The 17,160-nt window shown below is 54.0% G+C and carries 14 protein-coding genes; 4 read left to right on the forward strand and 10 right to left on the reverse strand.

Annotated features, from left to right (window positions below; translation table 11 throughout):
* Positions 1-310 precede the first annotated feature (310 nt).
* Both L1D47_RS16980 and L1D47_RS16985 read right to left on the reverse strand, forming a co-directional pair.
* Positions 311-1,180, reverse strand: a complete 870-nt coding sequence (locus L1D47_RS16980; RefSeq protein WP_239886156.1) for a cation diffusion facilitator family transporter — start codon at positions 1,178-1,180, stop codon at positions 311-313.
* Between the two features lie 64 nt (positions 1,181-1,244).
* Entirely contained in the window at positions 1,245-1,727 is a 483-nt protein-coding gene (locus L1D47_RS16985) for a Spy/CpxP family protein refolding chaperone (protein WP_239886157.1), read from the reverse strand.
* Positions 1,728-1,962: 235 nt separating this feature from the next.
* Between L1D47_RS16985 and L1D47_RS16990 the strand changes: the two genes are divergently transcribed.
* Positions 1,963-2,646: a response regulator gene (locus tag L1D47_RS16990; protein WP_239886158.1), complete on the forward strand. Its 684-nt coding sequence runs from the start codon at positions 1,963-1,965 to the stop codon at positions 2,644-2,646.
* A complete protein-coding gene (locus L1D47_RS16995) occupies positions 2,646-4,013 on the forward strand; it encodes an ATP-binding protein (RefSeq protein WP_239886159.1) in 1,368 nt (455 codons plus the stop codon). Before L1D47_RS16990 ends, L1D47_RS16995 begins: the two co-directional genes overlap by 1 nt.
* Here the strand turns inward: L1D47_RS16995 and L1D47_RS17000 are convergent.
* A complete protein-coding gene (locus L1D47_RS17000) occupies positions 3,997-4,650 on the reverse strand; it encodes a TetR/AcrR family transcriptional regulator (RefSeq protein WP_239886160.1) in 654 nt (217 codons plus the stop codon). The genes L1D47_RS16995 and L1D47_RS17000 overlap by 17 nt on opposite strands.
* 121 nt (positions 4,651-4,771) lie before the next feature.
* Between L1D47_RS17000 and L1D47_RS17005 the strand changes: the two genes are divergently transcribed.
* A complete protein-coding gene (locus tag L1D47_RS17005) occupies positions 4,772-5,641 on the forward strand; it encodes a LysR family transcriptional regulator (RefSeq protein ID WP_239886161.1) in 870 nt (289 codons plus the stop codon).
* A gap of 52 nt (positions 5,642-5,693) precedes the next feature.
* Here L1D47_RS17005 and L1D47_RS17010 read toward each other — a convergent pair whose 3' ends face one another.
* From L1D47_RS17010 to L1D47_RS17030, 5 genes are all read right to left on the reverse strand, one after another.
* Complete coding sequence (locus L1D47_RS17010) at positions 5,694-7,607, reverse strand: methyl-accepting chemotaxis protein (protein ID WP_239886162.1); 1,914 nt, start codon at positions 7,605-7,607, stop codon at positions 5,694-5,696.
* Between the two features lie 214 nt (positions 7,608-7,821).
* Complete coding sequence (locus L1D47_RS17015) at positions 7,822-8,949, reverse strand: hypothetical protein (protein WP_239886163.1); 1,128 nt, start codon at positions 8,947-8,949, stop codon at positions 7,822-7,824.
* 248 nt (positions 8,950-9,197) lie between these two features.
* Positions 9,198-10,448, reverse strand: a complete 1,251-nt coding sequence (locus L1D47_RS17020; RefSeq protein ID WP_239886164.1) for a hypothetical protein — start codon at positions 10,446-10,448, stop codon at positions 9,198-9,200.
* 392 nt (positions 10,449-10,840) lie between these two features.
* On the reverse strand, positions 10,841-11,194 hold the full coding sequence (locus L1D47_RS17025) for a cytochrome c3 family protein (protein WP_041508862.1): 354 nt from the start codon (positions 11,192-11,194) through the stop codon (positions 10,841-10,843).
* A gap of 28 nt (positions 11,195-11,222) precedes the next feature.
* Positions 11,223-12,743 carry a flavocytochrome c gene (locus L1D47_RS17030; RefSeq protein WP_239886165.1) on the reverse strand — a complete coding sequence of 507 codons (1,521 nt, stop codon included), beginning with the start codon at positions 12,741-12,743 and terminating at the stop codon, positions 11,223-11,225.
* A 304-nt stretch (positions 12,744-13,047) separates the two neighbouring features.
* Between L1D47_RS17030 and L1D47_RS17035 the strand changes: the two genes are divergently transcribed.
* Positions 13,048-13,971, forward strand: a complete 924-nt coding sequence (locus tag L1D47_RS17035; RefSeq protein ID WP_239886166.1) for a LysR family transcriptional regulator — start codon at positions 13,048-13,050, stop codon at positions 13,969-13,971.
* A gap of 129 nt (positions 13,972-14,100) precedes the next feature.
* Here the strand turns inward: L1D47_RS17035 and L1D47_RS17040 are convergent, their stop codons facing one another.
* On the reverse strand, positions 14,101-15,081 hold the full coding sequence (locus L1D47_RS17040; RefSeq protein WP_239886167.1) for an MDR family oxidoreductase: 981 nt from the start codon (positions 15,079-15,081) through the stop codon (positions 14,101-14,103).
* A 102-nt stretch (positions 15,082-15,183) separates the two neighbouring features.
* Positions 15,184-16,980, reverse strand: a complete 1,797-nt coding sequence (locus L1D47_RS17045; protein ID WP_239886168.1) for a sigma-54-dependent Fis family transcriptional regulator — start codon at positions 16,978-16,980, stop codon at positions 15,184-15,186.
* Positions 16,981-17,160 lie beyond the last annotated feature (180 nt).

The raw sequence follows: 17,160 nt of genomic DNA on the forward strand, positions 1-17,160 counted from the left end.
GGGCTGACGAAAAATGACTCACAGTTAGCCATGCTATTCACCTTGGCGAACCTGTTTAAAGTAGACCAGATGTTACGACGACAGCCAAGATCTGTCTGAAATCCGGGAACAGCCTGGAATTAGGTCGAAATTCGGCGTAAAACGGCAGTATGTTGGCCAAAATTGAACACTTAGCGTTCAAAAATCAGGCGGGCCGCTCAAAACCTCGCTCGATACCTAAATTGCAGGACTTGTTCGCAGTTTCCCTAAAGACGGGGTTATGTAGAATTTTCGGCGGCGACGCCAGATCGGCCTCGCCACCTAGAATTGATTAAATAGGGTCTTGGTGAATCAACACTTCCACATGTTCAAACAGGCTTCTTACCCTTGCCTCCGCAGCATCAGCAATGGCATGAGCTTCCACCAGCGGCAGGTTACCATCAAGCTCCAGATGACACTGCACAAAGGTGGTCTTGCCCGAGGTGCGAGTACGCAGATCATGAAAGCCATTGATGCGGGGATCTTTCTCTATCGCCTGCACTATCTTGAGCTTGGTATCGGCATCCAACTCCCGGTCCAGCAGCGACTGCGCCGAGCGATAGCCTAGGTCCACCGCCTGCTGACCGATGAACAGGGCAATCAAGATGGCGAACAGGCCGTCGGCCCACCACCAGCCAATCTGCGACAGGACAAGCGCCAGCAGCACGGCGCTGTTAAGAAACAGATCCGACTTATAATGCAGGGCATCGGCTTCCACTATGGTGCTCGAGGTCTTGGCCAGCGCTCGACGTTGCAGCAACACCAAAGCCAAGGTCAGCACAATGGCGATCACCGACACGACCACACCCACCATGGCGTGGTTGACCGGGGTTGGGTTGATCAGCCTGTCACTGCCATGTAGCAAGAGCAGCAGTGCCGAGCCAAGAATGAAGGCCGACTGCGCCAGGGCTGCCAGGGGCTCGGCCTTACCATGACCGTATCTATGGTCTTGATCCGCGGGCACTATGGCATAGCGAATGGCGATGAAGTTGACTATGGATGCCAGGGCGTCGGCGAAGGAGTCGGTGAGGGATGCCAGCATACTGGCGGAGCCTGAATAGAACCAGGCCGCCAGTTTGATCACTATCAGGGTAAGCGCGGTCGCCACAGCGGCGCGGCTGGCCAGCTTTACCCAAAAATCGTATTGGGAAGTGTCGGTCATAGGGTCATATTACAGCTAATAATTAGCAGGGGAAGAATATGACCCATTGTAACTTAGTTATGCCCTATCGGCGATCACCTTTACGTCCACCGCGCTTGGCGAAATTCTCTTTAAATTTCGCCTGCTGTTCAGGTGTAAGCAGTTGATAGATTTCATGTTGCATCTTCATGCGCTCTACTGCGGCCTGGGCCCTGAGCTCGCTGCGCTGCGCCATCATGGACTTAAGATCGGCCTCGTTGAAGCTGTCTGAGGTGATCATATCCAGCATCTGCTGCTTATGCGCCGCGCGTATCTCATCCGAAGGTCGCTTGGCCTGCATCGCCTCACGGTGAGCCTGCATCAACTCCTTCATCTGGCTACGCTGTGCATCGGTGAGATCCAAACCACGAAACATCTTATGCATCTCGTTATGGTAACCTCTGTGATCACCTCGCATCTCATGACGACAACCGCCATCGTCTGGGCCCGCCGCATACACAGCCGGTGCTAACAGGGCCGCACTGGTCATTAACGCCAATAATCCTGATTTTAGGGTCATCTTATTCATAATCTGCCTCTTACGCTTATTGCGGATAGTTAGTTCGCTCTGGGAGGAGCTTCGACACTAACAGTGTACGCCCCCCTATGTAATGCAGGGTTTTCCTAAGGTAAACCTCTGTAAAGTTTGCCCAAAGAGTGAGAATCTGCTGTCCATCACGCCTTTACCTAGACTTACATTCTTAGACTGCAATTGACATCTAAAAGGGTATACTCAAGCTGTTATAGGTGTAGAGAGACGTACCATGAGCCAAATTCTGTTAATCGATGACGATCTAGGGCTAGCGGAACTGCTAGCACAACTGCTTGAACTTGAAGGGTTTAATCTAACCCTGGCCCACGATGGCGCAGCCGGACTCGCCCTGGCGCTGGAGCAGCAGTTCGATCTCATCCTGCTCGATGTCATGTTGCCCAAGCTCAACGGCTTCGAGGTACTCAAGGCGTTGCGGGCCAAGAAACAGACCCCGGTGCTCATGCTTACCGCCCGCGGCGACGAGATAGACAGGGTCGTGGGCCTCGAAATCGGCGCCGACGACTACCTGCCCAAGCCCTTCAACGACAGGGAACTGGTGGCACGTATCAAGGCGATCATTCGTCGCACCGGCCATCAGGTCGACGATCAGCAGCCCGGCATACTGGAGTTTGCCGACATCAAGCTGGACCCCAGCCGTCAGGAAGTGGTCTGCCAGGATCAACTGCTGATCCTCACGGGCACCGAATTTAGCCTGCTCTACCATATGATCCAGCACAGCGGCGAGGTGCTGAGCAAAGACAACCTCAGCGAGAATGTGCTGGGCAAGAAGCTAATGCCCTTCGATCGCAGCCTGGATATGCACCTGTCTAACTTACGTAAGAAGCTGCCGGAACGCACCGACGGGCGCCCCAGGGTCAAGACCCTCAGAGGCAAGGGCTATATCTGGCTAACCTGATGAAAATTAGCAGTCTTCCCAATCGTATCTTCATCAAGCTGCTGCTGAGTTTCTGGCTCTGTAGCAGCCTGATCATCGCCATCGTCGGCCTGCTGCCGCTTCTGCAGCAGAATCACGATCAGGCCCCTATTCCGCCCGACCTGCAGGGGCTGCTCGAACGAGTCGTTGAACACCTACAGGAACACCCCGAACTGCTGACCACCAAGCGCGACAAGCGCTGGCACAGACTCAAGGAGATGGGCAACAAGCCGGTGCGCTTCTATGTGGCGGACGAACAGGGCCAACTGATCAACAACCAGCGGGTCTCACGGGGCATACGGCGCTTCATGCTGATGGCCGACGAGGCGGGACACCCCATCAGCCATCAGTTTAAGAGCGAGTTGCTGTTTGGCCCCGAACCTTTCGAGATCAAGGGTAAACGCTACACCCTCTATGGGCGTCTCGCCGAGATGCACCCCAGGCCCTGGTTCTTCTTCTTCGCCGAAAACATCGCACTCACCCTGACCCTGGCTATCTTACTCTCGGGCCTGCTGTGTGGCCTGCTGGCCTGGCACCTGGGCAAACCCCTGCGCGCCCTCAAACAGAGCGCCGAGGCGGTCGCCAGCGGCGATCTCAGCCACAGGGCCGATGCCAGCACCACGGCGCGTAAAGATGAGATTGGCCAATTAGCGCAATCCTTCAACGCCATGGCCGATGCCATCGAGTCCATGGTCAACAGTCAGCAGCGCCTGATCAGCGACATCTCCCACGAACTCAGGACGCCGCTGACCCGGCTACAGCTCGCCCTCGCCCTCACCCGCAAGAAGGGCCAGACCTCGACCGAGATAGAGCGTATCGGCTATGAGGCGGAGCAACTGGAGGCGATGATCGCCGAGCTGCTGGAGCTGTCGCGGGTGAAGCTGGATATTCACGAGCACAAGCATAAGTTGTCGTTGGCCGAGACCCTGGGACAGGTTTTAGACGACGCCGAGTTCGAGGCGGAGCAGCAACAGAAATCTCTGCTGATCGACATAGACGACAGCCTGATGCTGATGCTCAATCCCCGCCCTCTCGCCAGGGCGGTGGAGAACCTGCTGCGTAACGCCATCCGCTACGCCGAGCGGGAAGTCAGCATACGTGCCTACGCCGAGCCCGAGCGGGTGATCCTCAGCATCAGGGATGATGGTCCAGGCATAGAGAATGAGGCGGATCTGCAGGCGATCTTCGAGCCCTTCTATCGCCCGCAATCGGCGCGAGAGAGGGAATCCGGCGGCTGGGGACTGGGACTGGCGATCGCCAAGGCAGCCATACAGGCCCACCAGGGGCAGATAGTGGCCCACAACGCGGCCCCTCACGGACTCGAAGTGATTATCAGGCTGCCGCGTTAGTTTGCTGCGGCTCTCTCTGCGCTAGCCAGACTGAAAAGGTTTGCTTGGTGGGAATGCGTCTGTCTGAGTGTCCCATCAGCTGGGCCATCGCATAACTAAATTGATAGTAGGTTTGCACGTCGTCACAGCACTTAAGGCCATCATCGCTATTGATCATGGTGCCGCGAATATAGTTTTTAAGCAGTTCGTAGCGATCAAAGCCAGGACGATCGCCAACGGCTGAGATCATGCCCTGATTCCACTGACAATATTGTGCAAATAGATCATTAAATCTATCGCGATACACCTCTGAGGCCTGCTGCAATAACTCTTGATTGGGCATCATGTGCTCTATCACGAAGCGCTTTTGCGCCAAAACATCATACAAACGCTGACAGTGATGGAACAGATAGCATTCAAAGGGATCGGTATCGCCTTGCTGTTCACTCTCGGCCGCATTGAGCCAACCTTGGTATTGGGCACAGGCAACCGCCACCACCAAGTCTGCCTCTGTGGTGAAATGATTATAGATGGTTCCCTTAGAGATCTGGCTGGCCGCAACGAGATGAGAACGGCACAGGTCGAAACTCTGATGCCCCCTAAGGCAGCGCTGCGCCACCTCAACAAGATAATCTGTTCTTTGCTCCCAGCTACTCATATCGACCTCATCACACTTTACGAAACATCTTAATTGCAACTTCACAATCAAACGATAACAGTGTTCTCTAACCAGGGATATTGAGTAATACTGATACCACTATGAACAAAGCCAATAGCCCATGTTAAAGATCGAATTGCTAGAGAGCTTCATCGCCGTCGCGGAATCGGGCAACCTGTCGAAAGCCGCCGACAAGATCTGCCGCACCCAGTCGGCGCTCAGCCTGCAAATCAAGAAGCTCGAGGAGAGCGTGGGGCAGGAGCTGTTGATCAGAGACAACAAGGGCGTCACACTCACCGAGTCCGGTGAGACCCTGCTGAACTACGCCTACAAGATGTTGCAGCTCAACTCGCAGGCGCTGGATGATCTCAAGGAGTGTCAGAACCGCGAAATCATCCGCCTGGGTGTGCCGACCGACTATATCAAACGTTATCTAGGCAGTTGCCTGCTGGAGTTTATTCGCGAATTTACCTGTATCGAGCTGGTGATCGACACAGATGTCAGCGGCAACCTGTATAAGCGACTGCAGCAGGGAGAGTTCGACCTTATCGTCGCGACTCACTGGCAGCCACCGGCCAACGGTGAATTGCTGTTTGAACGCAATTTTCATTGGGTTGCTGCTAAAGAGGGGAACGCCCACAAACGCGAAACCATTCCCATGGCGCTCTACCCGGAAAACTGTCCGATACGCGCTCAGGTGTTTGCCAACCACCAGCTCACCATGAGGCCGATCAACGTGTTGCTCTCAACCCCGTCACCGCAGGCGCTGTGCATGGCGGTGGAGAACGATCTCACCATAGCCCCCATCGCCGAGTTCAGGGTCAACGACAGGATGCAGATTTTGGATCCAGTTGAACACCAGCTACCCGTACTGCCAGTGTTTAACGAGTCCCTCTATCTCAATCCCGATACCCAGACCGACGCGACCCAGCAGCTGATCACCCTGATCAAGGCCAACGTCAACAACCTAGCCGAGAGTTATCCCGGCTAAGTCGCGACGCACAATCACGGCTGTGCCAGTCGGCACAGCTGCTATACGCGAGTTAACCTAAGGTAAATTTATCCACTACTGCCAGCAGCTTCTGATTCGAGGCTGACAATTTAAGCGTCTCATCACGACTCGCCGAACCGCTATCTTCTAACACCACCACCATGTCGCGTATCTCGGCCATATTGCGACTCACCTCCGCCGACACCATGCTTTGCTCTTCAGCTGCGGTGGCAATTTGAGTATTAAGATCGCTCACCGTCTCCACCGACTGAATCACCTCATCGAGATTGGTTGTCACATTGTTAGTCCAGTGATTGGTTTTCTCGCAGGTTTCCTTAGTTTGCACCATGGTAATGACCGTCGCATCGATCCCCTTGAGCAGCTGACTCAATGTTGATTCTATCTCGGCGGTGCTCGATTGAGTTCTGGCCGCCAGAGCCCTCACCTCATCGGCAACCACAGCAAACCCGCGCCCCTGTTCACCAGCCCTTGCGGCCTCTATGGCGGCATTTAACGCCAATAGGTTAGTCTGATCGGCGATGTCGCCAATCACCTGCAGCACCTTAGTGATCGTTGCTGCGTCATGGGCAATATTACTGATGCTACTCTCGGTCGCCTCGACATCTTCTATCAATCGCTTAACCGTCTCACGAGTATTAGCCACTATCTGTTTAGTGTCATTGATCTGCGAGCTTGCCAAGGTCGCCACCTGTGAACCCTGCGAGGTATTGCCTGCCACATCGTTTGCCGTAGCGCTCATCTCCTCGACGGCGGCCACTATCTGCTCTGTCTCTTGCACATGCTTGCTCAGCACTTGGCTATTACCGTCCATCTGTCCTTGCAGCGCGACAATACTCCGCCCTATATCCTGCGAGTCGGCATACAGCTCCTTCACGATCCCCTCAAGATGCGCAATAAAACGGTTAACGCCGGCGGCAATATCACCGAGATCATCACGGCTATTTACTGGTAGCCTCATGGTGAGGTCGGCTTGCCCTTGTGACAAACCTGTGACCACTTGCTTAAGTTGTAGGATTGGACGATACAGCCAATTCAGAATAAGTAGCACCAATATGCTACTGACCAATAACATGACGCCGGAATTGATCAAGGCCGCCTCTAGCGCCTCATCGACCTTGGCATAAGCGATATCTTGATCGATATTAAGCACAAGAAACCACTTTTTCTTTCCCTGTAATAGCGGAATGACATGACTGTAGAGCAGCAAGTCTCTGCCCGCTCCCTGATACGCTGACGCGAATTCCTCCCGCGTCACCATCTCTTGTTCCAACAACCCCCAGCCTTGCTGGCTCATCAGTTTACCCGCCTGTAATTCTGCCATATTGGAGGCCAGCACCTTGCCCGCTTCATCTATGATGGCCGCCGATGCACCTGGAAAATCTATGCTACTGACTGTGTCCTCTAAGATCTCCAGGCCAATGTCACCCGACAGCACACCATCTCCCACATCCGTGACTATGGAGATCACCGGGTTCCCGGTAACCATGTCGACATAAATATCGGTCAATACCGCCTTGTCACTGTTTCTGGCCAACTGATACCAGCCCCGAGGGCGAGGATCATATTGACTGGGATCGGCGATGCCATTGTGCCAAATCGCATCGTCGACTACGCTGGCGTAGGAGCTGCCATCTTCAAACCCCCAAAAGACCGAGTATAAAAGGCTATTCTCTTTGACCAGCCTAGCCAGCATCACATAGTCACCATTGAGTTGACCGCGCCTGTATTGTGCCGCTAGCGCATCAATACTATTGGCCTTGCTCATAAACCAATTCTGTATCCCTTCTGCCTCGAAGCGTGCCATGGTTTGCAGTTCACTGTTCACCTGTTCGACGGTGTTGGCCTTTAAACTGAGATAAGAGAACAGGTTAGACAGTGCCAAACACAAAGACACTAAAATGATCACCGACAGGGTGATGGTTTTCTTGAAACCGATGGTTTTCATAGCAGGGCTAAGCTCGTCATTAGGGCAAATTAACTGACGCCTACTTTATCGACGGAACCCATTCCAAGCTGTGACTCTGACTGCCGATTAGAGCTTAATCGATTAAAATCAGATACTTTTATTGCTAGAAAAAATGCCAACCCTAAGGTTGGCATTTTTAATGACAGAGATGCTGACTATCGCTTCACGCTTCTAAGCGCTATTGCGTTAACCCTTAGAAGTAGTAGCCAAAGTTGATGTTGATACGCTTGTCCCAACTGTCACCCACTTCTGGCAAACCAACATGGCCGTTGTCACGGGTCGAGGCATACATATTTTTACCTACAATGAAATCGACCATGGTATAGGTGGCACCGGCGGCGATGGCACAGCCTGTGACGTTCTGGTAGCTGGTGTCGTAGCCGTCATCGGCCACATCTGGAGTTACCATGCCGAAATCATTATAGAACTTCAGGCTACCCCAATCGGTCGCTATCGTCTTGGCAAGGTTAACGCTATAGGCCTGAGCCTTAGCCGCAATCTCATATTGCCAGTTGTAGGCCGCCACGGCGATCTTGTTGCTATCTACGGCATCGGCGGCGTCATATTCATATTGCATCGCCTGCAGCTGCAGGTTCCAACCTTGGTAGCTGCTATCCATGTGCAGCGCCACGGCATAACGGTCGCCATTATTGCCCGTCTTATTGTTGTAGATCTGGCCAAATTCGACAGAGGCGCCAAACAAGGTCCTGCCACCTTCGTAGCTCATCTCATAGGTTTGACGAAGGTTTAGCTGGTTAGTCTCCTCGTTATTGTACTCGGTACCATTAACCACACCGCTGTAAAGATCGGTTGAGTAGCGATCCGCGCGGCCGGCGCCGTATTCGGCATTCTTATAGAAGGCCATCTCTGTGCCCCAGGCACCACTGGAATATACCCCTTTAACACCCAGATCGTAGTCATCCTCGAAGCCTAGGTAATAAGGCACGCCAAACCAGAAGCTGTTAGAGATGAAGCCTGGATTGCCGAAGGGCACCTGGTTCACACCAAACTGGATCTGCCACTCGGGATTAAGGTCATAAAACCCATAACCGTAACGCAGCGCCTGCCAGCCATCGAAGAAACGATATTCGCTCGCTAAGCCCCACTCACCGAGTTTGCCGTTAAACTTGATCGCCGCCATGTCGAAGGCAAAGTCGCCCCCCTTGTCTTTCGAGCTCTCACTGTAATCTTTATAGGCGTAGTTCACCCTCACTGTGCCCGACACATCGATACCGTCTTCTTGTTCTTGCGCCTGGGCCACTCCCACCAAGGCCAGGGGCAGCAACGCCGCCACGAGAGATACATTAAACTTCTTCATCATTTCACCCTTTATTGTTAATTGCCGTGCAACAACGGCGCACGGCGAGCCTGGCCATATACTTGGCCTTACTTAAGCTGTACTAGGGAAGGTGCGAATAAGTCCCGTGCTTGCTCTGCGTGTGCTTAAAGTGGATAGATGCAAGGCACAGTTTGCAGCGAATGGCCCTAGTCCTTCGCAAGAACTGTAACGCAGCAAATACCGCTGTAAGCCTCGCCCTGCGGGGCTTTGATAGCAACACCATTTCGGCGTTATTCAACTTCAGCAGGCCTCGGCATGCCCTCAGTTGAATGCCTTGAACTGTCGCTGCTATCAAAGCCAGAGCTGTGCGATTCACACAGCAAGGTGGTGCCATAGTCATTACGCTTATCGTGGGCGTTACTTCTTGCCCAAACGGAGACGATGGCCCGCTCTTCCGGCTTGGCCTCGCAGCTGCCGTCGACATCGAAGGCATGTATGGTGTTTTGGTGGAAGTACATCAGCGGATCTTGCTGATAGCTACCGGCAAGCCATTGGGTGTGGCCATTGTGCTGCCCGGCATCGAACTGCACTCGGCGCATCTTATCGTCCTGCTTCACCGTCTTGAGCAGCGGCGAGTCGGCGCGCACGGCAAAGCTCTTGAACTGATTGGTACATGCCGGCACGCGCATGTTGTAGTAGATCTCTGAGATCGCGTGATTATGATAGGGGTAGAGGGTATCGACCGACTGCACTGTCATCCCCACCTCGGCGCCCACCTTCTCACCATTGATCTCATCGATACGCAGCAGCCCCCAGTGGCCGAAGATCTCGGCATAGGCGTAACCGCCGCGAATGTTGTTAAAGTTCTTATCGTTACGCTTACTCTCTTCGGCGTACATAGGGAACCAGCCCGCCGCCGCCCACAGGTTTGGCAGAGCGTTGGCGCTGATGTCATAAGGGAAGGCCGAAGGCATCTTTACCTCATCGCCAGTCACCATCTTGGCGAAGTTTTTGGTGAAGGTTTTACCTAGCTTCTGCACCTCTTTATTGATCACCTTGGTCTTAAAGAACTCATCGAAGCTGGTGCGCTTGAAATGTTGCGCCACGGGCGAATTTTTAGTGAGCTCTCCGCCTGGGTTATAGATCCAGTTCACCTCCTGGCGGGCGCCGAAGCACTGCTTGGCCTTGTCAGGGTTATTGATCACCTGATAGATGTTTTTCACCATCAGCTTCATGTCACGGCGATCCATGATGCAGATCTTCTGACCGCCCTGGGTCGAGTCGACCATGGCCTCGTCTGAGTTCAGACAGTGGCTGCTCTCACCGTTGGTTAAGGCCACAGCATAAGCCTTGAGGTAGGTCAGCGTCTCATCCCACAGCATGTCGACATACTTCTGATCCGCCTTAGTGTGCTTGACCGGTTCGCCCAGGCATTTGAACTCGGCATTGTCGATATCCTGCTGATCAAGAAAGTCGGGAAGGCTCGCCGCCATCGCGCCATTGGCCGACAACAATGACAACGCAATAATGGTCTTTTTCATTCATCTCATCCTTATTCACATATTATTTTTTTCACCACTTACTGAGCGGCATAATATGCTTGGAATCCATTCCAAAAAGCTGAGCAGCACCTATTTGCAACAATTTCGCCGCAGAAATACCGACCGGGCTCACATAAATACAACATTATGTTTATAAAGGAAATTAATGATTAAAATGGCGATAAAAAAAGCCCCTTGGCCATGTCAACCAAGGAGCATATAAACGAAACCATTAACAGCTGATAACCTTGCAGGGATAATAAAACTGTTTCTGTCGCTAGAAGTATTTCACAAGCCAAGGGGGAGCCATAACTTGTGATCCTTCCCAATAGGAAGGTGGAGCTAAGATGGGATGAGACCCATGACTTCATGGGTCTCTCACTCAGGGAGTATTACTCTTTATGCTTGTCAAACTTGAAGGTATGACAGTTGCTGCATAGAGGTTTCTTCGCCTTGTGCTCGCCGTGACATTCCTGACAAGGCAAGTCTTTACCATAGTGCAGGTTGTTATGTGGGTTCTGCCACTTATCCTCTTCACTACGGGCGGTTTGCTCGGCTAAATCATCGACATCGTGACACTGTAGACAGGCCTGATCCGACGGGAATTGCTTAATGCCATTGTCATGACATGTCTTACAATCTTTGCCAATCACCTCTTTGTGCCAAGGGCGTTGATCGATCGCTTGAGCAGACAGACTCACTAAGCCACCTAAGACCAGCGCGAGTACAATATTTAACTTTTTCATTATTGATTCCTCTTAATTACCGGTCGACTTAGGCTTTCATGACGCTGCGAGCAGCCGTCATACCCATTACCATACACTCAGGAATTGAGCAGCTACCCAGACGGCTAACTCCGTGGATACCACCACAGACTTCACCGGCCGCGTACAGACCAGGAATCGGCTTACCAGTGAAGCTATCTTTCACCTCGGCCTTGGTATTCACCTGTACACCACCCTGGCAGTAATGCACTTTCGGCCATAGACGTACCACGGTAAATGGCGCTTCGATATACTTGCCTTTCGCCTTCGTCATGTTCTTACCAAACTGCTTATCTTCACCGCTCTTCACATAGCTGTTGTACTCTTCGATCTGCGCCTTAAGCGGTTTCAAAGGTACCTCGAAGTGCTTCGCAAGCTCTTCGATAGTGTCGAACTTCCAACCGACGTTGTACTTGATCACCTTCTTGGTGTTTGGATGCTTCTTAGAATCCTTGTAGCTGGTGATCAAAATTGGCGGCAGCGGATTGCCCTTCTCGTCACGACACGCCAGCTCGGCATCGGCACGGGTCTTACGGTCGGCGATTTCGTTCATGAAACGCTTACCCGTCAGGCGGTTAATGGCCATTGAATGCGGGAAGTTGTAGATAGAGTAGTTAGACACATAACCAAATCCACCTTCGTCAGGCGACGCCCAAGGGCCAGACTGAATGTGTGCTAAGTGAACCGGAATCGCGCCCAGGCGGAACATCTCATACATGCCTTCACCGGTTGCGCCTGGCGCATTGGTGCATCCCACTTCTGAGGTCAGGGTCGGATCCTGCGCCATACGCAGATCGACGTTTTGCGCGAAGCCGCCTGTGGCCATGATCACACCGCGCTTGGCACGGATCTTCAGCACCTCACCAGGCTGGTCTTCACCGAAGTGATAGTTTTGACGCATTTTAACGCCTACCACTTCGCCCTTTTCACCCACCAGGAAGCCTTCGAACTTTGAGCGGTTGTGCGTATGAACACCCAGCTTCTTACATTCTTTATAAAGCGGCTGTGTGATACCGGCGCCACAGCTCACCGTGGTTTGATAGGTACGCGCCACCGAGTGGCCACCAAGCTGCTGCAGGTAAGGATGGAACTCGGCACCGGCATCCATAGTCATCTGCAGGGCCTCGACCGCATGAGATGCCACATGGCGCAGCAGGGCTTCGTCGGCAATACCACGGCCAGACTTAAGCTGATCCGCTACCATACGATCGACCGAATCTTTAACGCCTTCTTTCTTCTGCATCGGCGTACCAGGCGCCGCAAACAGACCACCGTTAATGGCAGAGTTACCACCGAAGTAGGCCATCTTCTCGAAGATGTGCACATCTTTCGCGCCGTTGCGCGTCGCTTCAATCGCGGCCGCTAAGCCGGCAAAACCTGAACCGATAATCAATACTTCGACTTCTTTGTCCCATTTCACACCGTCAGCTTTCTCGGAAACTGCCATCGCAGGTGCGGCCATTGCGATACCCGCAGCGGCACCCATACCTTTAATGAAATTACGGCGTCCTAGCAGATCTACGTTGCTCATCTGTTATCACCCTTTTTGTTTTATTCGACAGCACCATCTTAGGACTGGAACAGGTTCCAAAACGGGAGTTAATCAACAGTTAGTTTCAAAACAACTTGTTAACATCACTAAACTTATAGCTAGCTTCAAATTTGCTCAAAAATACTACTTTATGGGTATTTTGGAAGTCGTTCCAAACCATGACGCATGGAGCCATAACCCCCTGAAGAGGTTGCGACTTAGCGCAAGGGTAAGCGAAAAAGTCAGACAAGATGGGCACCACACTGGTAAGTTAGGTCATATACAGATCTACCTTGGCCGACCTATGGAACTCGAAGCTATCTATCGTCAGGATTTAAGCCTGTTAATCGCCCTGCAAGTCTTAGTCGAGGAGCGCAGCGTTACCCGCGCCGCCAAACGATTACACCTGAGCCAATCCGCCACCAGCCGCATTCTGGGACGTCTGCGGCAGATGCTGGACGATCCACTGTTTTCTCGGGTGGGCCAGCAGCTGGTGCCTACCCAATATGCGCTGGACTGCTATCGCAAGTTGCAGGGGCCAACCAGTGAACTGCTCACCCTGCTGACGCCCAGCGCCTTCGTGCCCAGCCAGTGTCGACAGGCCTTCCCCCTGGCCGCCACCGATTTTGCCATTCAGGGTCTGCTGCCCTTCATCCTGCCGGAGATCTATCGTCAGGCACCGCACATAAGGCTCAATATCCTGCCGGTGCAGCACCAGACACTCACCGAACAGCTCAGCGTGCAAGGAGTCGATATGGCGATCTGCCGCGCCCTGGGTCAGGCGTCACCGCTTTCCAGCACGCCGCTGGGACGTGTCGGCGTCAGTTGCCTAGTCTCCAGCGATCATCCTGTGGCGGATCGCCCAATGACCCTCAGGGATTATCTGCACTATCCCCACGCCACCATCGCCATCAGCGACGGGGTCAAGGCTATCGTGGATGCGGCCATTGCCCAGCACCCACCGCGGCAGGAGTGCCTGCGCACCGCCCACCTCGACAGCGCCCTGGCACTGCTGGCGATTCATCCGCTCATCATCACCCTACCCGAGGGACTCGCCGAGATGGCCGCCGCCCGTCACCGACTCAGGGTGAAACCCCTCCCCTTCGACATTGCGGCGCTCAACTACAGCCTGTTTTGGCATTCGCGCTGCGAATTGGACAAGGCCCAGGCCTGGCTGCGCGGCATGATCACCGACCTCATCAGGCCGATGCTTGCCCAGCAAGCGTAGCCCTAGACGCGGCGAGCCACGCCTTAGCGTTAGAGATAGCATTAGCCGATGAGCAGGCAAAAAAAAGTGGCCATGAGGCCACTTCTTTATCTTTAATTCTTAATCTTTATCTATGACTTAGCATGAGATTTACACCTTCACCAGCACCCGGCCAGTCACCTTGCCTTTAACGATATTGCTGGCGTACTCGCCAAGCTGCTCCAGGCCGATAGTCTGACAAGCCTGCTGGTAATACTGCTCCGGCAGAAGCTCCAGCACCTGCTCCCAGGCCTTGACCCGCTTCTCAATCGGGCAGGCAACCGAGTCGATACCCAGTAGGTTAACTCCGCGCAGGATAAAGGGCATCACAGTCGTCGGCAGGGCAAAACCACCCGCCAAACCACAGATGGCGGCGCTGCCGTCATATTTCATCTGCGCCAATGCCGTCGCCAACACCTTGTTACCAACGGTATCGACCACACCCGCCCAGCGCTGTTTCTCCAGCGGGCGACTATCTTGTTCAAGCTCGCTGCGATCGATCACTTCGCTGGCCCCCAGGGCTGTTAGCCAGTCGCCGTTTACCTCGACGCGGCCAGTGCTGGCCACCACGCGATAACCAAGCTGAGCCAGCAGGGTCACGGCCACGGAACCGACACCGCCACTGGCCCCCGTGACCAGCACGTCGCCGCCTTCTGGAGTCACGCCCGCCTGCTGCAGCGCCTGCACACACAACATGGCCGTCAGGCCAGCCGTGCCTATCATCATCGCCTTGGCAGCATCGCAGCCCTTGGGCATAGGTACCAACCAGTCGGCCTTCACTCGCGCCTTCTGCGCCATACCGCCCCAATGGTTCTCGCCCACGCCCCAGCCGGTCAGAATCACCTCATCACCCGCTTGAAAGCGGGGGTCGGCCGACTCGCTCACCACGCCGGCAAAGTCGATGCCGGGCACCATGGGAAACTCGCGAATGATCTTGCCCAGGCCGGTGATCGCCAGGCCATCCTTATAGTTAAGGGAGGAGTAACTCACCTCCACCAACACGTCGCCCTCGGGCAGATCGCTCTCAGGCAGCAGTTTTACATCGGCTTGGGTCTGTTTATCTAGCTGGGTCAATACGAGTGCCTTAAACATGGGGCCTCCTTATAAACAAGTGAATCGACAGACTAGTAGATCTGCCGCCGTGAATACACTGCACATTTTGCATGATCGGTATGCACAAGGGGCATAACTCGATCACGGTTTTAGCCCTAAGCCTTTGAGTTTACGATAAAGTGTATTACGGCTGATCCCCAGGTGTTTGGCGCAGAGACTCACATTGCCTTCAAATCTGTGATAGCTAGAGACTATGTTGGCATTAACCATGAGACTCAGCTCACTCTCGCAATCCTGCATCTGCTCCTCGGGCGCTCTTGCCTCCTTGAGCTGCTCCTGCACTGTGTCGGGCAGATACTGCCACTGCATCACAGGTTCTCCATCGGCCATCAGGCAGGCCACCTGCATCAGGTTATCCAGCTCTCGCAGATTGCCCGGCCAGTCATGGACCAACAGGCGCTGTAGCAGCTGAGGGCATAGCTGCTGTGGCGCCTGGCGATAACGTTTGTGCAGCTTGTGGATGATGCGCTCTATATCACTGCGCTGGCGCAGTGGCGGCAGGGTGACCTGCAGACCATTGAGACGATAGTAGAGATCTTCCCTAAAGGCTCCCCGGCTCACCAGCTGGCGCAGATCCGCATGGGTGGCGGCCACCACCTGAATATCCACCTTGTAGCTACGATTGCTGCCCACGGGCACCACCTCGCGCTCCTGCAACACCCGCAGCAGTCGGCTCTGGGTCGCCAGCGGCATCTCGCCTATCTCATCGAGAAACAGAAAACCGCCCTCGGCCTGACGTATCTTGCCCTCGAATCCCTGACGGGAGGCGCCGGTAAAGGCACCCGCCTGGTAACCAAAGAGCTCAGACTCCACCAGCTCAGCCGGCAGGGCGGCGCAGTTAACCGCCACCAGCGCGCCGTGGGCGCGGGCGCTCTGACCATGGAGTTTCTTCACAAATTGCTCCTTGCCCACCCCGGTCTCACCGCAGATCAGCAAGGGAATATTGCGCACCACCACCTTATTGGCCTGCTGCCAGGCACGCTCTAACTTGGCATCGCGAAAACGCACCCCTATCTGCTGACTCACCAGCTGACTGGGGCTGGACGTTACCAGCTGCTGGGTCTTGAGATGCAGTCGCTGCTCCTGGCACAAGTGCTCGCCACTGTTCCAACTCGCCCCCAGGTGCCTATGGATGTCGTCGCCCACCCGCGGCCGATGCAGCAGCCGCTTGGCCATGGCGTTGCAGCCTAAGATCTTACCGTCGACATTGGCCACCACTATGCCCTGCCAGCCGGAGGCGATTAGCGATGGCTGCTCGGCGAGGTCGACGCGGTAGTGGCTGCCGGGTAGATGACACAAGAGCGCCGTCTCTATCTGCTGCACCAAGCTGGCGATAAGCACCAGGGTCTGCTGGGTATGACGCTGCTGTTCGCTGGTAATGTCGATGGCGCCGAGTAGCTCGCCCTCGGGAGAGAAGATGGGGCTGGCGGTGCAGCTCATAAACCTGTGATGGCGAATAAAGTGCTGCTCGCCAATCACAGATACCGTCTGCCTGGCAGTAAGGGCCGTGCCTATGGCATTGGTGCCCTTATGCTCCTCACGCCAGTTGACGCCCACATCCAGGGCGACATTGGCCAGCTTATCCGAATACCGGCTTACCCCCCAGTGACAAAGCACATAGCCATCGCGATCCGACAGGATCAAACGGCTCTGACTGTGGGCCATCATCTGGTTAAACAGGGGCAGTGCATGTTGTTCGGTGAGATTGATGAGTTGCTTGTTGGTGTGATGCCGCTCGGCTAGCGCCTGGGCGTCGAGTCGTAATTCCTGCGGTAACTTGGCTTCGTCCAACCCTGCTCCCTGACTACGAGACCATGAGTCAGACAACCAAGCTTGTGTCTGTGGAGCTATCGTCTTAATAGTGTTCCATTTTAGCACACCTAAGGTGCGCACTTAATCACAGAACCTACCCCTCAATACTTATCGCCAATAGATAAAAAGAACTAAAATACTGATCTCGGTCATTAAACAGGAGTAGTAATTTGATCCCAAAAATGGGATAAACACTACGTTAATGGCCGGAAGTACCAAAACCGATCCATTAATAAAATATAATAA

Source organism: Shewanella sp. Isolate7, from assembly GCF_022398425.1.
Classification (GTDB): Bacteria; Pseudomonadota; Gammaproteobacteria; order Enterobacterales; family Shewanellaceae; genus Shewanella.